We start from the raw sequence: 16,769 nt of genomic DNA, 5'->3' as shown, positions 1-16,769 counted from the left end.
GGCTGGCTACAATGCCGGCCCGGGCGTCGGGGCGGGTGGAGCCACCGCGACCAGCCCCGCCAGCCCGACCGAACGAGCCGATGACCGTTTCTTCCGCAACCGACGACCGCGACGAGCTCGACCGCCTGGAGGCCGAAAGCCTGCACATCCTGCGCGAGGTCGCCGCCGAGAGCCGCAACCCCGTCCTGCTGTATTCCATCGGCAAGGACAGCTCGGTGCTGCTGCACCTGCTGCTGAAGGCGTTCGCCCCGGCGCCAAATCCGCCCATTCCGCTGCTGCACGTGGACACCACCTGGAAGTTCCGCGAGATGATCGCCTTCCGCGATCGCCGCGCCGCGGAGACCGGCGTGGACCTGCGCGTGCACATCAACCCCGACGGCGTGCGCGATGGCGTCGGCCCGCAGAGCCATGGCGCCAGCGTGCACACCGAGATCATGAAGACGCAGGCGCTGAAGCAGGCGCTGGAGCGTGGCGGCTACGACGCGGCGATCGGCGGGGCCCGTCGCGACGAGGAGAAATCGCGCGCCAAGGAACGCGTGTTCTCCTTCCGCGACGCGCAGCACCGCTGGGACCCGCGCCGCCAGCGGCCCGAGCTGTGGCAGCTGTACAACGGCCGCGTCGGCAAGGGCGAGAGCGTGCGCGTGTTCCCGCTTTCGAACTGGACCGAACTCGACGTGTGGCGCTACATCCGCCGCGAATCGATCCCGGTGGTGCCGCTGTACTTCGCCGCCGAGCGGCCGACGGTGCGCCGCGACGGCGCGCTGATCGTGGTCGACGACGCGCGCTTCCGTCTGGAACCGGGCGAGACGCCGCAGTTGCGGCGCGTGCGTTTCCGTACCCTGGGCTGCTATCCGCTGACCGGCGCGGTGGAGTCCGACGCCGCCGACCTGGACGCGGTGATCGCCGAGATGGAGCGCAGCGCCCAGTCCGAGCGCGCCGGGCGCCTGATCGACCACGCCGAGGGCGACAGCATGGAAAAGAAGAAGCGGGAAGGGTATTTCTAGGCTTCATGTCCCCTTTCCCGGGCGCGGGAAAGGGGAAGCGAGCGAGGGTGAGGGCCTTTCGTGAACGGAGCCCTCGCCGCCACCTCTCTTGCAGGAGAGGGATCCAAACACACGAAGAGATCGATGACGGCAACCTCCGCACAATCCGGGCATTCCGACTTCCTGCGCATCGTCGCCTGCGGCAGCGTCGACGACGGCAAGAGCACCCTGATCGGCCGCCTGCTGGCCGAGGCCGGCCGCCTGTCCGAGGACGAGCAGGCGGCGCTGGCGCGCGCCAGCGCCAGCCACGGCACGCGCAACGGCGAGCTGGACTACGCCCTGCTGCTGGACGGGCTGGAGGCCGAGCGCGAGCAGGGCATCACCATCGACGTCGCCTGGCGGCATCTGCGCACCGCGCGGCGCCGCTATCTGATCGCCGACTGCCCCGGGCACGTGCAGTACACCCGCAACATGGCCACCGGCGCGTCGGTCGCCGATCTGGCGATCGTGCTGGTCGACGCCGGCAAGGGCCTGCTGCCGCAGACCTTCCAGCACACGGCCATCGCCGCGCTGTTCGGCGTGCGCCACGTCCTGCTGGCGGTGAACAAGCTCGACCGCGAGGGCTACGATCGCGAACGCTTCGAGGCGATCGCCGAGGCCTATCGCGCCCATGCCGCGCAGCTGGGCATCGAGGCGGTGGTCGCCATTCCGCTGGCCGCGGCCACCGGCGAGAACGTGACCACGCGCTCGGCGAATTTTTCCTGGTACGCCGGGCCGACGCTGCTCGAACATCTCGACGGCGTGCGCATCGAGCGCCGCGACGAGCAGCTGCCGGCGCGCCTGCCCGTGCAGTCGGTGCTGCGCGCCGACGGCGGCGCGCGCTGGCTGGCCGGCACCCTGGTCTCGGGCGTGCTGCGCGTGGGCGATGCGCTGCGCGTGGAGCCGGCGGGCGCGAACGCCACGGTCGCCGAGCTCGCGCGTTCGGGCACGCCGGCGCAGGCCGCGCGTGCCGGCGACGCGGTGGCCGTGCGGCTGGCCGAGGACGTCGACGCCGGGCGCGGCGACGTGCTGGCGCCGGCGCAGGCGCCGCTGTCGGCCAGCGACCAGTTCGCCGCCGACGTGCTGTGGTTCGACCAGGCCGCGCTGCTGCCCGGCCGGCGCTACCAGCTCAAGCTCGGCGCGCGCAGCGTCGGCGCGCGCGTGAGCGAGATCAAGCACAAGCTGGAGCCGCAGAGCCTGCAGCCTCTGGCCGCCAAGCGCCTGGAGTTCAACGACATCGGCCAGATCACGCTGTCGCTGGACGCGCCGATCGCCTTCGCCACCTACGCACGGGAACCGGCGCTGGGCGGCTTCATCCTGATCGACCCGGCCAGCCTCGCCACGGTCGGCTGCGGGATGATCCGCCACGGCCTGCGCCGCGCCGACAACATCCATTGGCAGGCGCTCAGCGTCGACCGGCGCGCGCGCGCCGCGCTGAAGGGACAGCAGCCGCGCTGCGTCTGGTTCACCGGACTGTCCGGCGCCGGCAAGTCGACCATCGCCAACCTGGTCGAGGCCGGGCTCGCGGCGCGCGGCTTGCACACCTACCTGCTCGACGGCGACAACGTGCGCCACGGCCTGAACCGCGATCTCGGCTTCACCGACGAGGACCGCGTGGAAAACCTGCGCCGCGTCTCGGAGGTCGCCAGGCTGATGACCGACGCGGGCCTGATCGTGCTGGTGAGCTTCATCTCGCCGTTCCGCGCCGAGCGCGGGTCCGCGCGCGCGCTGTTCGCCGAGGGCGATTTCATCGAGGTCTTTGTCGACACGCCGCTGGCCGAGGCCGAGCGGCGCGACGTCAAGGGCCTGTACGCCAAGGCGCGCCGCGGCGAGCTGCCGAACTTCACCGGCATCGATTCGCCCTACGAGCCGCCGGAATCCCCGGAGCTGACGCTCGATACGCTGTCGCACTCCTCCGAGGAATTGGCGCGGCAGGTGATCGCGCGGCTGCTGGACTGAAGCCGCCGCGGCCAGGCGGCGCTGCGCTACAGCAACGCCTCGCCGCGCAGCACCGGCACGCAGCGGCCGGCGACGTCCGCGCGGATGCCGTCGATCGTGCGCGTCGCCGAGGCATGCAGCAGGCTGGGACGGCCCATCTCCACGCCCTGCAGCACGTCGTAGCGGCGCGCGCGCTCGCCCGACAGCGAGAGCAGCAGCGCGGCCAGCGCCGTGTTCGCGCTGCCGGTGGCGGCGTCCTCGATGGTGCCGGCCTCGGGCGCGAACATGCGCGCTCGCAGTCGCACGAGCGAGTCGTCGGCCCCTTCGTGCGCGTACAGGTGCAGCGAGAAGCGCCCCTCCAGTTCGGGCCGCCCGACGCAGACCCGGTGGAACGCCTCCAGGCTGGGCGCCGCGCGCGACAGGGCCTCGGGCGAGACTTCCGCGATCACGTACCAGGTGCCCACCGAGGCATGGATCGGACGGTGCGCCGCGACGCGGATGTCGGCGGCCGCGATGCCGGCGCAGGCGGCGATGGTCTCGACCGGAAACTCGGCGCCGGTGGCCAGCGGGCGCGGCGCGCCGATCCGGCTGCCGAGCACCTCACCGTCGCCGTCGCGCTCGATCTCGACGCGCACCACGCCGGCCGGCACCTCGAACGACAGGGCATCGCCCCGCGCCAGCCCCTCGCGCGCGAGCACATAGCCGGTGCCCACCATCGGATGGCCGGCGAAGGGCATCTCCGCCGTGCGATGGAAGATGCGCACGCGCGCCGTGTGCGCCGGATCCTGCGGCGGCAGCACGAAGGTGGTCTCGCTGAGGTTGACTCCGCCGCCAGCGATTGCATCTGCGCGTCCGTCAGGCCGCGGGCGTCGGTGAACACGGCCAGCGGATTGCCGCCGAAACGCCGCTCGGTGAAGACGTCCACGGTCACGAAGCGATAGTCGGGCATGGCGATCCGCGCGAGAGGGGGCGGCGATATCTTATTCCAGGCCGATTCCGGGCCGGCCACGCGGCGGGAAGCGCGAGAATGGCGCCGCCAAAAGAAAAAGCCGCGCTGAGGCGCGGCTTTTTGGGATGTGGCCGGACGCAGGCGTCGCGGTCAGCGCTTCTTGCGGATCATCTCGAATACGAACAGCAGCGCGATGGAAGCCAGGATCGCGACCGCCCAGGTCCAGATGCCGTGGCCCGCGTACAGGTAGCCGGCGATCGCGGCGCCGGCGATGCCCAGCAGGATGGTCATGATCCAGCCCATCGGGTCGGCGCCGGGCTTGAACAGCCGCGCCAGGATGCCGATGACCGCACCGCCGATGATGTAGCCGAAGAAGCCGTTTAACATTTCGACGCGCTCCAAGGTGGAATGGCGGCCGCACTGTAGCAGACCCGCCCCGGTCCGCGACGGGCGTCGCGTCCGGGGCGGTCGGCAAGGCGGGCTCAGCAGCAGCCGTGGTCGCCGTGGCGGTCGCCGCTGTCGGCGGCCACCGCCGAGCCGGTGGTCTGGCCGCGCACGCTCGCCGCGTGGTGGGCGGCGATCACCTTGGCCACGCTGGCGGTGACGCGCTTGCCCATCGGGATGTGCAGGAATTCGTTCGGGCCGTGTGCGTTGGAATGCGGGCCGAGCACGCCGGTGATCATGAACTGCGCGCCCGGAAACTTCTCGCCGAGCATGCCCATGAACGGGATCGAGCCGCCTTCGCCCATGTACATCGCCGGCTTGCCGTAGAAGGCCTGGCTGGCGTCGTCGATGGCCTGCTCCAGCCAGCCCGCCATCGCCGGCGCGTTCCAGCCGGTGGCGGCCTTCTCCAGATCGAGCGTGACCTGGGCGCCGTTGGGCGGATCGCGCAGCAGCGCCTGCTGCAGCAGCTCGCCGGCACGCTTGCCGTCGACGGTGGGCGGCAGGCGCAGCGACAGCTTCACCGAGGTATGCGGACGCAGCACGTTGCCGGCCGAGGCCAGCGGCGGGATGCCGTCCGCGCCGGTGATCGACAGCGCCGGTCGCCAGGTGCGGTTGAGCACCAGTTCGGTCAACTGGTCCGCGGCGCCCTCCTTGAACATCGGCGTCATGCCGGGCAGGAAGGGGAACTTGTCGTAGACCGCGCTGCCCAGCACCTCGGCGCAGCGTTCGGCCTGCTTCAGGCGCTCGGCGGGAATCTCGGCGAACAGGCCCTCGATCAGGATGCGGCCGGTGTTCTCGTCCTCGATGCGCGACAGCAGCTGCCGCAGCAGGCGGAAACTGGAAGGCACCACGCCCGAGGCGTCGCCCGAATGCACGCCCTCGGAGAGCACCTTCACCGCGAGGTTGCCGCCGGCCAGGCCGCGCAGCGAGGTGGTGCACCAGAGCTGGTCGTAGTTGCCACAGCCCGAATCCAGGCAGACCACCAGCGAGGGCTTGCCGATGCGCTCGGCCAGGTGGTCGACGTAGGCCGGCAGGTCGTAGCTGCCCGATTCCTCGCAGGCCTCGATCAGCACCACGCAGCGCGCGTGCGGCGCCCCCTGGTCCTTGAGCGCCTGGATCGCCGCGAGCGAGCCGAAGATCGCGTAGCCGTCGTCGGCGCCACCGCGGCCGAACAGCTTGTCGCCCTTGAGCACGGGCTTCCACGGGCCGAGGTCGTCGTCCCAGCCGGTCATCTCCGGCTGCTTGTCCAGGTGGCCGTAGAGCAGCACGCAGTCCTCGCCGGTCTCCGGGCCGCTGGCCGGGATGTCCAGGAAGATCAGCGGCGTGCGGCCTTCCAGGCGCACCACCTCCACCGTCATGCCGGGCACCGACTGCGCCCTGGCCCAGGACTCCATCAGCTTGACCGCATCGTCCATGTAGCCGTGCTCGACCCAGTCGCTGTCGAACATCGGCGACTTGTTGGGGATGCGGATGTACTCCACCAGCTGCGGCACGATGTCGTCGTCCCATTTCTCCGAGACGAAGCGTTCGGCGCGGGCGGGTTCGAATTGGCTGTCGTCCATGGGGATGACCTCGCTGGGGGAAGAAGCCGCAATTCTACCGCCGGGGTAGGAATTTCCCTACAACGAGACGCGGCGTCCCCCGGCTGCGGCATGGCCGGGGCGGCGATACGCTGTGTCCATGGAGTCGAGGACACTGTCTCCACTGGCGGAGGAAACCGCCAGGGATGGATCCCATACCAAATCAAGGAGCACCACCATGTCGTTCTTCAACACCCGATTGCTCAAGATCCGCTTCACCACGCTGCTGCTGTCGCTGTTGCTGGCCGGAACCGCGCTGGCGACCGACAAGGTCAACATCAATACCGCCAACGCCACGGAACTCGATCGCGTCCTGCTGAACGTGGGGCCGACCAAGGCCGAGGCGATCGTCGCCTACCGCAAGCAGAACGGCGCGTTCCGCAGCCCGGAACAGCTGGCGATGGTCAAGGGGATCGGACTGAAGACGGTGGAGAAGAACCGCGACCGCATCCTGGTCGGCGCTTCGCCCGTGCATGCGGCGCTGCCGGCCAAGCCGGCGCAGCGCATGGCCACGAAGCGTTGAAGGGCAGGCAGGTCGAAGACGGGAATCACCAATCGCGGGCGTGACCCAGGTCGCGCATCGCCAAGGACACCTCAGGCACGCGAGTGCTTGTGATGGGGCCGAAGTTCGAGCAAGGGGCGAAAACTTCGGCGTGTCCGGGACCGGTCCCACGGGGGCCGGCCTCGGATATCCCGGCGGTCGCTACCGCCCATGCCAGGACGAGCAGGGCGGTTGGCGGAAGCGGGAAGCTTCAAATGGAATGGCAGGGACTGCCAACAGGGACGTACCGCCGCCCGTGTCGCGCACAAGGTCGTGTGCGGCCGGGCGGCTCTTTTCTGCGTGTGCGGGCCGCCGGATGCCGGCGCCGCGTACACTGGGCCGATGACGACCATCGACCAGCCCTCGAGCGGCTCGCGCGTGATTCCGGCCTCCGCCTACCGCCGCGAGCGCTGGCGCAACGGCCTGGGATGGACGCGCGAGATCCATGCGCAGGCATCCGCGGACGGTGAAGGCTGGGACTGGCGCCTGTCGATCGCAGAGATCGAGCAGGATGCCGCGTTCTCCGCCTTTCCGGGCGTGGACCGCGAACTGGTGCTGCTCGCCGGCAACGGCCTGCGCCTGCGCTTCGACGAGGGCGAACTGCATGCGCTGTCGCCGCCGCACGGCCGGCTGCGCTTCGCCGGCGAGCGTGGCGTGGTCGGCGAACTCGTCGACGGGCCGACCCGGGACTTCAACCTGATGTGGCGACGCGCCGCCTGCGCGGCGGACCTGCACCACCGCCCGCTGGTCGGGCCGATGGTCTTCTTCGCCGAGCCGGAGACGACGTGGGCGCTGCACCTGCTCGCGGGCGAGGCCCGCTTCGAGTCCGCGCCGGCGCTGCCGCCGCTGCGCGCCGGCGACACTGCCCTGCTTGCCGAATCCTCGCGCACGCGATTCCTGCTCGAAGGCGGCGGCGAACTGCTGGCGATCCGGATCGTCCGGGGCGAGGCCTTGCCGTCCGCGTGAGGCGGCGCGGTCGATCCGCGACGTCCCGCGTCAGTACACGTCGCGGCGGTAGCGGCCGTCGATCAGCATCGCGTCGACCGTGGCCTCGCCCAGCGCCTCGCGCATGACCTCGTCCACGCCGGGCGCCATGCCTTCGAGGCTTCCGCAGACATAGACCGCGGCACCCTCGTCGATCCAGGCGCGCAGGCGTTCGCCGGCCTCGCGCAGATGGTGCTGCACGTAGCGCTTGTGCGGCGGCGCGTCCGCGTCCCGCGAGAAGGCCAGGTCGAGGGCGGCGAGGAATCCTCCGGCCTGCCAGGCGCGGATCTCCTCGCCGTAGAAGAAGTCGCGCCCGGCGTTGCGCTCGCCGAACAGCAGCCAGTTGCGCCGCGCCCCGGCGGCCACGCGCGCCTTCAGGTGCGCGCGCAGCCCGGCGATGCCGGTGCCGTTGCCGACCAGGATCAGCGGGCGTTCCGGGGCCGGCGGATGGAAGTTGCGGTTGGCGCGTATGCGCAGCGCGATCTCGCCGCCGAGCGGCGCGTGATCGCACAGCCAGCCGCTGCCGAGTCCCGGGCGCCCGTCCTCGCGCAGCATCCTGCGCACCAGCAGGTGCACGCCGCCGTCCTGCGGCAGGGAGGCGATCGAGTATTCGCGATGCGGCAGCGGAGCCAGGGTGTCGGCCAGCGCCTGCGCGTCCAGGGGCGGGGCCGGCGCAGCTGTCGGCGCCGGCAGGTGCGAGCGCGCCAGCAGTTCGCCGAGCGCGAGGCGTTCGCCCGCGTGCGTCACGACGTCGCCGGTCCGCAGTCCGAAGGCCGTCAGGCAGGCATCGACCGCAGCCGGCGCGTTGCGCGGACCGATCTCGGCGATGTCGCCGGCCTGCCAGTCCGCCGCCGCGTTGGCCGGCGGCTGGAGCACCAGGTGGTAGGCCGCGCCGCCGGCGCTCCCCGGATTGGCTTCCCGCCGTTCGCGCAGCCGCCAGCTCGCATAGCCGGCCGGCGACCAGTCCGGAAGCTCCGGCGCGCCGGCGAGCAGGCCCAGATGGTGCTGCCAATGGCGCAGGGCGCCAGGATCGCCGTTGTCGACCTCGATCAGGTCGAACAGCGGCGCGGCGCCGGCATGGCGCAGCCAGCGCTCGATGCGATGGCCGAAGCCGCAGAAGTGCGCGTATTCGCGGTCGCCCAGCGCGAGCACGGCATAGCGCAGCCCGGACAGGTCGGCGTCGCCGTCGAGCGTGTCGCGCACGAAGGCCAGCGCCGGATCGGGCGGATCGCCTTCGCCGGTCGTGCTGGCCACGAACAGGGCGCGGCCGTGCGCGCGCAGCATCGCCGCGTCGACCTCGGCCAGTTCGCGCAGCTGCACGGCGACGCCGGCCTCGGCCAGGGCGTCGGCGGTGCGCTGCGCGATCTGCTGCGCGAAGCCGGTCTGGCTGGCCCAGGCGACCAGAAGTTCCGCGCCGGAGGCGGTGGCGGCCCCGCGCGTGCGCGTGCGCCGCCACAGCCAGAGACAGAGGACGGCGTAGCCGGCGACGGCGAATGCCGCCGCCGTCCAGCGCGGCCCGCGCGGCGGGCCGGTCCACCAGGCATCGTCGTGCAGCGGCAGCAGCGCCAGCGCCGCGAGCACGAGCGCCAGCAGCACGGCCGCGTTCCCGAGCAGCGGCAGCGCGGCCGCCTTGTGCCGGCTTGCGGGTCTCATGCCGCGATCGATGCGGGGAAGGCCGGCGTGGCGCGGACGACGATCCCCTGCGCGTGGCGGGCAAGGAAGCGCGCCGCCAGCCCGCGCTCGGCCGCGAAGGCGTATCCGGCCTCGGCGCCCATCACCGTCAGCGCGGTCGCCCAGGCGTCGGCGCGCATCGCGCTGTCGGCGACGACGGTGACGGCGGCTGCGGCATGCTCGACGGCGCGCCCGCTGCGCGGGTCGATGGTGTGCGTGTAGCGGCGGCCGTCGCGTTCGAAGCGGTGCCAGCGGTCGCCGGAGGTCGCCACCGCGCGCCCGTCTTCCAGCGCGAGGATGCAGGGTTCGTCGTCGTCCTGGTCTTCCGCCGATTCCACCAGCACATGCCACGCGCTACCGTCCGGCTTGCGGCCGTAGCCGCGCAGTTCGCCGCCTACCTCCACCAGCGCCGCCTCGATGCCGCGCTCGCGCAGCCGCGCGCCCACCGCATCGACCGCGTAGCCCTTGGCGATCGCCGAAAGATCCAGCCAGGCATCGCCCGGCTGCAGCGCGCAGGCGTCCTGCTCGCGCAGCGCGATGCGCCGCCAGCCGGTGCGCGCGCGGGCATCGTCGATCTCATGCGCATGCGGAACGCGCTGGCCGGCGGCGTTCGCGCCGAACCCCCACAGCCCCACCAGCGGACCGATGGTCGGATCGTAGGCGCCGTCGCTGGCGGCGGCGATCTCCAGCGCGCAGCGCAGCACCGCGAAGAAGGCGGGCGGCAGCACCTGCCAGGTCCCGGCCGGCGCGCGGTTGAAGCGGCAGATGTCGGAACCGGCTTCCCAGGTGCTCATCTGCGCCACCAGCCGGTCCAGCTCGGCCTGGATCTCGCCGTGCAGCGCATGCAGGTCGCTGCGCGCCGGCGCCACCGCGTTCACGCGCCAGCGCGTGCCCATGGTTTCGCCGTAGAGCGCGTGCACGGCGGCCTGGTCGGGGGTTGCGGGAGCGTTCAATGCCGCCGTGCCGTTGCAGCGAACCGGAAACCGCGCCTTACTGCGGCAGCACTTCCAGCGTCGCGACATAGCCGAGGCGACGCTGCTTGGCCTGCGGCACGGTCACCTTGGCGTCCTCGCTGCTGGCGTTGAGCCAGTACATGCCGGGCTCGGGCCACTTCACGGTGAACTCGCCGTTGCCGTCGGTGACCAGCTTGATCTCGTCCTGCGCGTTGCGATAGCGCGTGCCGCCGCGGATCACCTCGACCTCCAGCCCGGCGGCGGGCTTGCCGTCGATCTGGAAGCGGAACTTCGCCTCTTCCCCGGCGAACAGGTCGTTGGGATGGGTGACCGGCACCAATTCCAGGCCGTCGCCGCTGGGCTTGAGCGCGGTCTCGCTCGGCGAGCCGTTGGTGACGAAGGTTTCCACACGGCTGAGCGACTGGCCGATCTCCAGCTGCTTGGCGTCCTTCGGCACTTCGGCGGCCAGCGCCTGTGGCGTGCCGCGCCAGCGCTTGCGCTGGCCGTTCTCGTCCCAGCTGGCGATGGCGTAGTCGTTGACCACGCCGATCTTGTAGGTACCGGCCTGGGTGAGCTGCACGTCGAACACGCTGCGGTACTTGCCGGTGGCGGGATTCTGCGCCTGGACGCGGCTGCCGTCCGGTGCGCTGATGACGATGCTGTCCAGGCGCAGCGGCACGTGGTTGAAATAGAACAGATCGTTGGATACCGCGGCATCGACCGTGATCCACGGATCCTGGCCGGCGATGACCGTCTGCGAGGGCATCAGCCAGGCCTTGTGGGCGAAGGCGGACAGCGGCAGGGCGGCAACCGCGACCGCGAGCATCGGGACGAGAAGGGAGGAACGTTTCATGTTGTGCTCCGCTGGATGGCGCGTGAGGCCGGAAAAGGATCGGATCGAATGGGGAATCAGGGCGAGATCGACAGCGCGACCGCGCCCAGTTCGCTCGTGCCCTGCGCCTTGCCGGACTGCGGCGCCGCGGCCGGCCAGCGGAACGGGATCTTCAGCAGCTCGCGGCCGCCGACCTCGCGCACCGCCTCCACCACCAGCGTGTACTCGCCGGCGGGCAGCCGCGCCAACTGCGGGCTCTTGCCGTCGAAACCCAGCGCATGCTTGCCGGCCGGGCGCGTCGGTCCGGTGACGCCGTCCACCGGCACCTTGAGCGTGCGCCCGCTCTTGCGCCACCACTGGCGCAGGTCGGGCAGCCACTTCGTGCCGTGGCCTTCCTTGCTGTCCTTGCTCATGTACCAGACCGCGAGGTTCGCGGCCGCCTTCTGGTCGGCGCCCTCGATCCAGACCGCGACGTAGGGGCGGTGGTATTCGGCCACCTTGAGCTGCGGGATCTCGATGTTGAGATCGAATTCGGCCGAGTAGGCCGGCATCGCCAGCAGGCCGCTCAGGGCAATGGTGAGTTGGACGCGCATGGAAACCTCTTTTATGGAAAGTCCGGCCACGGACGGCCGAGCTCTTGATCAGGGACGATCGTCTCTAATGGACAGTCCGGCCACGGACGGCCGAGCTCTTGTTCAGGGACGCTCGTCTCTAATGGAAAGTCCGGCCACGGCCGGCCGAGCTCTTGATCAGGGACGATCGTCTCTCATGGAAAGTCCGGCCACGGACGGCCGAGCTCTTGATCAGGGACGATCGTCTCTAATGGAAAGTCCGGCCACGGACGGCCGAGCTCTTGATCAGGGACGATCGTCTCTAAGGGAAAGTCCGGCCACGGACGGCCGAGCTCTGGATCAGGGACGATCGTCTCTAAGGGAAAGTCCGGCCACGGACGGCCGAGCTCTGGATCAGGGACGATCGTCTCTAAGGGAAAGTCCGGCCACGGACGGCCGAGCTCTTGATCAGGGACGATCATCTAATGAATGAAGATCAGCGCCAGCAGCACCGGCACCAGCAGGCCGAGGCCGACGTAGGGCCAGGTCATGCGGCGCTGGCGCGCGTGCAGCTGCAGCAGCCAGAGCCCGGTGACCGTGAACACCACGCAGGCGATGGCGAAGACGTCGATGAACCAGCCCCAGGCCGGCCCGGCATTGCGGCCCTTGTGCAGGTCGTTGAGATAGGAGATCCAGCCGCGGTCGGTGCGCTCGTATTCCACGGCACCGTCGCCGCGCTGGATGCTGAGCCAGGCGTCGGCGCCGGGGCCGGGCATCGACAGATAGACTTCGTCCTCCGACCACTCGGCTTCGCGCCCGCCGATGGACACGGCCAGGCGCTCGTCCAGCCAGTCGGCGACGGCCGCAGGCAGCGGCGCGTTGCCGGAAGCGCGCTGGCCCAGCCCCGCGCGCAGGGGCGCCGGCAGCACCAGCTTCTGGTTGCTGACGCGCGGACTGCCCTCGATCTTCGCGGCATGGTTGAGGGTGATGCCGGTGACGGCGAACAGCAGCATGCCGACCAGGCACACCGCCGAGCTGATCCAGTGCCACTGATGCAGCGTGCGCAGCCAGAAACCGCGGCGCTGCTGCGCGGCGATGTCTGCGGTCGCGTGCCGGCTCCCGCTCACGGCTCGGCCCAGCGCCGCAGCAGGTTGTGGTAGACGCCGGTCAGCTGCACCAGCGCCGGGTGCTCGGGCACCGACTGCGTGAGGCGCCGGATCGACACGTCCAGCTCGAACATCAGCCGTCGCTGCGCGTCCTCGCGCAGCATGCTCTGGATCCAGAAGAACGAGGCCAGGCGCGCGCCGCGCGTCACCGGCAGCACCTTGTGCAGGCTGGTGCCCGGATACAGCACCAGGTCGCCGGCCGCGAGCTTCACCTGCTGGGTGCCGAAGGTGTCCTCGATCACCAGCTCGCCGCCGTCGTAGTCCTGCGGCTCGCTGAGGAACAGCGTCGCCGACAGGTCGGTGCGCACCGCCTCGGCGCGGCCGCCGCTGCGGTCGTAGCGGATCGCGTTGTCGACGTGGTAGCCGAACGATTGGCCGCCGGCGTAGCGGTTGAACAGCGGCGGATAGATGCGCTTGGGCAGGGCCGCCGAAAAGAAGGTGCTGTTGCGCGAGAGCGCCTCCAGCACCAGCGCCCCGAGCTCGCGCGCCACCGGCGAATCCTCCGGCAGCTGCGCGTTGTCCTTGGCCCTGGCCGACTGGTGGCCGGCCGTGGCGCGGCCGTCGGCCCAGTCGGCCGCGTCCAGGCGGGCGCGGAAATGCGCCAGCTGTTCCTTGCTCAGGAGCTCGGGGATGGGCAGTAGCATGGTGTGTCCTCGGTGCGCTCGCCGCCACTATGGCCTATCCGGCGCCGCACCGCCGCATCAGAACCGGTACGTCGCCGTCAGCGTCGCCGAGCGGCCCTCGCCGGGCGTGGCCCAGCCGTTGCCGCTGGCGACCGCGCCGTTGGCGAGGGTGACGTTGTTGCGGATGCGCAGGTAGTACTCCTTGTCGAAGATGTTGTTCACGTTCAACTGCAGGGCGAAGTTGTCGTTGAACTGGTAGGCGACCATGGCGCGGTGCACCCAGTAGTCCGGGGTCTTGTACGGTTCCAGGCTGCCGAGCATGCCGTTGTTCTGGGTGTAGAAGCCGCCCTGGTAGTTGGCGCCGTAGCCGAAGGTCCAGTCGTTCAGCGCATAGGTGGTCCACAGGTTGGCCGAATGCTTGGGCGTATTGGTGAGCGGATTGCCCTTGAACGGATCCGGATGCGCCGCATCGTTGCTGGTGCAGCCGCCCTTGCCGGGGTTGCGCACGCAGTAGTCGGAAACGCCGTGCACGACCTCGCTGTCGAGGTAGGTGTAGTTGGCGAAGACCGACCACTGCTCGTTGATCCGCCCGGCCGCGCCGAGCGCGATGCCGTCCACGCGGGCGCGCCCGTCCAGGACCTGGTCCGGCAGGATGGGGTCGCCGCTGGCGACCTTGTAGTTCTTACGCTCGTTGCGGAACAGCGCGGCGGTGAGGGAGAGCTTGTTGTCCAGCACCTCCCACTTGGTGCCGAGCTCGATGCTGACCGCGGTCTCCGGGTCGACGTTGCAGTTGGGCGCGGCCGTGGCGCTGCCGGTGCCCGTCGGCGTGCAGGAGCCGTTGACCGAGGCCTTGGACGGCGTCTTGCTGTTGGCGTAGGCCAGGTAGACGCTGCCGTTCTCGGTGGGCTTGTAGGTCAGGCCCGCGCGATACGAGAACAGATCCTCTTCGTTCCTGGCCGGATAGCCCGCGGCCTTCCCGGTGACGCGGCCGCCGGCGACGGTGTAGTTGGTCGAATCGCCCTCGTTGTGTTCGTAGCGCGCACCGAGGTTCAGCAGCCAGCGTTCGCCGAACTTCATCGTGTCGAAGACGTAGACCGCCTGATTGCTCAAGCTGCCGGTGGTCCGGCCGGTGCGGAAGTAATTGATCGGGCCCGTCCAGATGTTGTACGGGTGGCGGAGGTCCTGCAGCGGATAGGCGGTGTTGTCGTTGGGCAACGCGCTGCCGTCGGCGTTGAGGAAGATGCTGCCGGTGTCGAGCTCGAAATCCTCCTTGCTGAACGCCACGCCGGCGACCAGGTGGTGTTCCACGGCGCCGGTCTGGAAGCTGGCGGTCAGGTCGGTCTGGCTGTAGGCGAGGAAGTTCTTGGTGTCGCGCACGTAGCCGCGCGGCCCGCCGGTCGGCGACCAGGTGCCGGCCGGCATGCGGTTGCCGGCGATCTGGGCGCAGGCGCCGCCGGTGAACGGGTCGGTGCCATCGAAGCGGCACCAGTTGCCCTGCAGCGCGCTGACGTTGGAATGCTGGTCCACCTTCTGCAGGCGGGCGAGGCTGCGCAGGCTCACGTTGTCGTTGAAATCGGTCTCGAACACGCCGGTCAGGACGTCGAGGTCGATCTCCTGGCGCGAGGTGTTGCGATAGCCGAAGTAGGTCTCCGGGTCGACGCCCGGCAACGGACCGTTGTTGAACTGGCCGAGCGCGTAGGGAACGCCGTACTGCGGCATGTTGCTCTCGCGCTGGTGCAGGTAGCTCAACGTGAAGCGCGTGTCGGAGCCCAGCCCGAAGGTGATCGACGGCGCGAAGCCCCAGCGATGATTGAATTCCTCGTCGCGGCCCGGAACGTCGGCGCTGTGGCCCATCGCGTTCAAGCGGATGGCCACGCCGTTGTCCAGGTCGAAGTTGCTGTCGGCGGTGACGCGGCCGTAGCCGTCGGTGCCCGCGCCGGCGGTGAAGCTGTGCTCGTCGCCTTGGTGCGGCGTCTTGCTGACCAGGTTGATCGTGCCGCCCACCGAGCCCGCGCCGGAATACACCGAGTTGGCGCCGTTGATCAGTTCCAGGGAGGTGACGTTGAAGGTGTCGCTGCGCGTGTACTGCGCGCTGTCGCGCACGCCGTCCAGGGTGATGTCGGTGTTGGCGCTGAAGCCGCGCAGGTTGATGCTGTCGCCGTAGCCGCCGCCGCCTTCGCCGGCGCCGAAGGTGATGCCGGGCAGGTTGCTGAGCACGTCGCGCAGCGACAGCAGGCCCTGCTGGTCCATGGTGTCCTTGGTGACCACGGTGACGGTCTGCGGTGTGTCGAGCAGCGGCTCGGTGTACTTGGGCGAGGCCGCCTTGCGCACCATGCGGCCCTCGACCTGGATGGTGTCGAGCTCGGTGGCGTCGCGCTGGTTCTGGTCGGCCTCGGCGGACGCGGCGGGGCCGGCGGCGGCTTCGGAGGCGTGGGCAGGGCAGGCGAGCGCGGTCGCCAGGGCCGCCGCGAGCGGCGCGGCGGCGAGGAGGGGGCGGTTCATTGCGGGCGGTTTCCCAAGGTCATGCCGGCGACGGCCGGCTCCCCGCCATTGTAATGATAATGATTCGCAGTTACAAAGGATTCGCAATCTCGGACGGTCCGCCGGGTGCCGCCGTCAGCGGTCGTCGCGCGTCCAGACCGCCCCGTCCTCGACCTTGACCGGGAATTTCGGCACCGGCGCGTAGGCCGGCGCGCACAGGGCGCGGCCGTCGCGCACGTCGAACCTGGCGCCGTGCAGCGTGCACTCGATGGTGGCCTCGTCGGCGTCGAAGCTGCCGGCCGACAGCTCGAAGTCCTCGTGGCTGCAGCGGTCCTCGAGGGCGTAGTAGTCGCCGTCGTAGTTGAAGACCAGGATCGGCGTGTCGCCGTCCCAGGCCACGGCGGTCTCGCCGGGGAGCAGTTCGTCGGTGGCGCAGACGCGGATCCAGTCGGACATGGCTTGCTTCCTCGGGCGTGCTCGTCCAGGCGGCGCGGGCGGCGGCCTGACAGCTAGAGCGCCTTCTCCAGCACCTCGAAGCGCAGGTCGTCGCGCTTGGGCATGCCGAAGCGCGCGTCGCCGTGCGGGAAGGGCTTGTAGACGCCGGTGCGGCGGTAGCCGCGCCGCTCGTAGAAGGCGATCAGCTCCTCGCGGATGTCGATCACCGTCATGTGCATGGCCGGCAGCGTCCATTCGTCGCGGGCGATGCGCTCGCACTCGGCCAGCACGGTCTTGCCGATGCCGCCGTTCTGCAGTCCGGGCACCACCGAGAACATGCCGAAATAGCCGTGGCCGTCCTCCTCGGCGACGTGCGCGCAGGCCAGCAGCGCCCCGTCGCGCTCGGCCAGCACGACGCGGCTGCGCGGGCGCTCCAGGTCGTGGCGCAGCACCGCTTCGTCGATGCGGTTGCCGTCGAGGAAGTCGGCCTCGGTGGTCCAGCCGACGCGGCTGGCATCGCCCCGGTAGGCGGAGGTGACGAGCGCGACGATGGCCGGGACGTCGGCGGCGGTGGCGGCGCGGAAGGCGAGCGTGGACAT

Annotated in this window: 15 protein-coding genes and 1 pseudogene; 4 read left to right on the top strand and 12 right to left on the bottom strand. The window is 70.5% G+C overall.

Features of this window, described 5'->3' with window-relative positions; translation table 11 throughout:
- Positions 1-11: 11 nt before the first annotated feature.
- Together cysD and cysC are read left to right on the top strand one after the other, a co-directional pair.
- Entirely contained in the window at positions 12-1,004 is a 993-nt protein-coding gene (cysD, locus tag MD221_RS09335; RefSeq protein ID WP_277928887.1) for a sulfate adenylyltransferase subunit CysD, read from the top strand.
- A gap of 123 nt (positions 1,005-1,127) precedes the next feature.
- Entirely contained in the window at positions 1,128-2,981 is a 1,854-nt protein-coding gene (gene cysC / locus MD221_RS09330; RefSeq protein WP_242110864.1) for an adenylyl-sulfate kinase, read from the top strand.
- Between the two features lie 26 nt (positions 2,982-3,007).
- Here cysC and MD221_RS09325 read toward each other — a convergent pair.
- From MD221_RS09325 to MD221_RS09315, 3 genes and pseudogenes are all read right to left on the bottom strand, one after another.
- Positions 3,008-3,909: pseudogene (locus tag MD221_RS09325) on the bottom strand (PhzF family phenazine biosynthesis protein).
- A gap of 150 nt (positions 3,910-4,059) precedes the next feature.
- The gene (locus MD221_RS09320; protein ID WP_242110860.1) at positions 4,060-4,296 is read right to left on the bottom strand and encodes a GlsB/YeaQ/YmgE family stress response membrane protein; all 237 of its coding nucleotides are present in this window, start codon (positions 4,294-4,296) and stop codon (positions 4,060-4,062) included.
- Between the two features lie 95 nt (positions 4,297-4,391).
- A complete protein-coding gene (locus tag MD221_RS09315) occupies positions 4,392-5,915 on the bottom strand; it encodes a M20 family metallopeptidase (RefSeq protein ID WP_242110858.1) in 1,524 nt (507 codons plus the stop codon).
- A gap of 118 nt (positions 5,916-6,033) precedes the next feature.
- Here MD221_RS09315 and MD221_RS09310 point away from each other — a divergent pair, with 118 nt between their 5' ends.
- Both MD221_RS09310 and MD221_RS09305 read left to right on the top strand, forming a co-directional pair.
- Positions 6,034-6,456 (top strand): ComEA family DNA-binding protein, encoded by a 423-nt coding sequence (locus MD221_RS09310; RefSeq protein WP_425602242.1) that lies wholly within the window; start codon positions 6,034-6,036, stop codon positions 6,454-6,456.
- Between the two features lie 360 nt (positions 6,457-6,816).
- On the top strand, positions 6,817-7,440 hold the full coding sequence (locus tag MD221_RS09305; RefSeq protein ID WP_242110846.1) for a HutD/Ves family protein: 624 nt from the start codon (positions 6,817-6,819) through the stop codon (positions 7,438-7,440).
- Positions 7,441-7,470: 30 nt separating this feature from the next.
- On the opposite strand, the gene MD221_RS09300 is transcribed toward MD221_RS09305, so the two are convergent.
- From MD221_RS09300 to MD221_RS09260, 9 genes are all read right to left on the bottom strand, one after another.
- On the bottom strand, positions 7,471-9,111 hold the full coding sequence (locus MD221_RS09300) for a sulfite reductase subunit alpha (RefSeq protein WP_242110844.1): 1,641 nt from the start codon (positions 9,109-9,111) through the stop codon (positions 7,471-7,473).
- On the bottom strand, positions 9,108-10,082 hold the full coding sequence (locus MD221_RS09295) for an FAD:protein FMN transferase (protein ID WP_242110842.1): 975 nt from the start codon (positions 10,080-10,082) through the stop codon (positions 9,108-9,110). Before MD221_RS09295 ends, MD221_RS09300 begins: the two co-directional genes overlap by 4 nt.
- 37 nt (positions 10,083-10,119) lie before the next feature.
- Complete coding sequence (locus MD221_RS09290; RefSeq protein WP_242110833.1) at positions 10,120-10,935, bottom strand: DUF4198 domain-containing protein; 816 nt, start codon at positions 10,933-10,935, stop codon at positions 10,120-10,122.
- A 56-nt stretch (positions 10,936-10,991) separates the two neighbouring features.
- Positions 10,992-11,507 (bottom strand): DUF2271 domain-containing protein, encoded by a 516-nt coding sequence (locus MD221_RS09285; RefSeq protein WP_242110831.1) that lies wholly within the window; start codon positions 11,505-11,507, stop codon positions 10,992-10,994.
- 440 nt (positions 11,508-11,947) lie between these two features.
- Complete coding sequence (locus tag MD221_RS09280; protein ID WP_425602241.1) at positions 11,948-12,592, bottom strand: PepSY-associated TM helix domain-containing protein; 645 nt, start codon at positions 12,590-12,592, stop codon at positions 11,948-11,950.
- The gene (locus tag MD221_RS09275; RefSeq protein ID WP_242110822.1) at positions 12,589-13,275 is read right to left on the bottom strand and encodes a Fe2+-dependent dioxygenase; all 687 of its coding nucleotides are present in this window, start codon (positions 13,273-13,275) and stop codon (positions 12,589-12,591) included. The genes MD221_RS09280 and MD221_RS09275 overlap by 4 nt, the downstream gene beginning before the upstream one ends.
- A 57-nt stretch (positions 13,276-13,332) precedes the next feature.
- Complete coding sequence (locus tag MD221_RS09270) at positions 13,333-15,756, bottom strand: TonB-dependent receptor (protein WP_242110820.1); 2,424 nt, start codon at positions 15,754-15,756, stop codon at positions 13,333-13,335.
- A 114-nt stretch (positions 15,757-15,870) separates the two neighbouring features.
- Positions 15,871-16,191: a non-heme iron oxygenase ferredoxin subunit gene (locus tag MD221_RS09265; RefSeq protein ID WP_242110810.1), complete on the bottom strand. Its 321-nt coding sequence runs from the start codon at positions 16,189-16,191 to the stop codon at positions 15,871-15,873.
- Between the two features lie 53 nt (positions 16,192-16,244).
- Complete coding sequence (locus tag MD221_RS09260) at positions 16,245-16,769, bottom strand: GNAT family N-acetyltransferase (RefSeq protein ID WP_242110808.1); 525 nt, start codon at positions 16,767-16,769, stop codon at positions 16,245-16,247.

The organism is Luteimonas aquatica (genome assembly GCF_022662575.1).
In the GTDB taxonomy this organism is placed as follows: Bacteria; Pseudomonadota; Gammaproteobacteria; order Xanthomonadales; family Xanthomonadaceae; genus Luteimonas; species Luteimonas aquatica.
Note: the sequence above shows the minus strand (reverse complement) of the source record. Positions and strands in the feature narration are given on the sequence as shown.

What these genes read in the sequence shown, in the direction of transcription:
- MD221_RS09285 (WP_242110831.1), bottom strand. Translation starts at nt 11,507, where the DNA reads ATGCGCGTCCAACTCACCATTGCCCTGAGCGGCCTGCTGGCGATGCCG.
- MD221_RS09265 (WP_242110810.1), bottom strand. Translation starts at nt 16,191, where the DNA reads ATGTCCGACTGGATCCGCGTCTGCGCCACCGACGAACTGCTCCCCGGC.
- MD221_RS09310 (WP_425602242.1), top strand. Translation starts at nt 6,034, where the DNA reads ATGGAGTCGAGGACACTGTCTCCACTGGCGGAGGAAACCGCCAGGGAT.
- MD221_RS09275 (WP_242110822.1), bottom strand. Translation starts at nt 13,275, where the DNA reads ATGCTACTGCCCATCCCCGAGCTCCTGAGCAAGGAACAGCTGGCGCAT.
- MD221_RS09300 (WP_242110844.1), bottom strand. Translation starts at nt 9,111, where the DNA reads ATGAGACCCGCAAGCCGGCACAAGGCGGCCGCGCTGCCGCTGCTCGGG.
- cysD (WP_277928887.1), top strand. Translation starts at nt 12, where the DNA reads ATGCCGGCCCGGGCGTCGGGGCGGGTGGAGCCACCGCGACCAGCCCCG.
- MD221_RS09305 (WP_242110846.1), top strand. Translation starts at nt 6,817, where the DNA reads ATGACGACCATCGACCAGCCCTCGAGCGGCTCGCGCGTGATTCCGGCC.
- cysC (WP_242110864.1), top strand. Translation starts at nt 1,128, where the DNA reads ATGACGGCAACCTCCGCACAATCCGGGCATTCCGACTTCCTGCGCATC.
- MD221_RS09320 (WP_242110860.1), bottom strand. Translation starts at nt 4,296, where the DNA reads ATGTTAAACGGCTTCTTCGGCTACATCATCGGCGGTGCGGTCATCGGC.
- MD221_RS09270 (WP_242110820.1), bottom strand. Translation starts at nt 15,756, where the DNA reads ATGAACCGCCCCCTCCTCGCCGCCGCGCCGCTCGCGGCGGCCCTGGCG.
- MD221_RS09315 (WP_242110858.1), bottom strand. Translation starts at nt 5,915, where the DNA reads ATGGACGACAGCCAATTCGAACCCGCCCGCGCCGAACGCTTCGTCTCG.
- MD221_RS09290 (WP_242110833.1), bottom strand. Translation starts at nt 10,935, where the DNA reads ATGAAACGTTCCTCCCTTCTCGTCCCGATGCTCGCGGTCGCGGTTGCC.
- MD221_RS09260 (WP_242110808.1), bottom strand. Translation starts at nt 16,769, where the DNA reads ATGTCCACGCTCGCCTTCCGCGCCGCCACCGCCGCCGACGTCCCGGCC.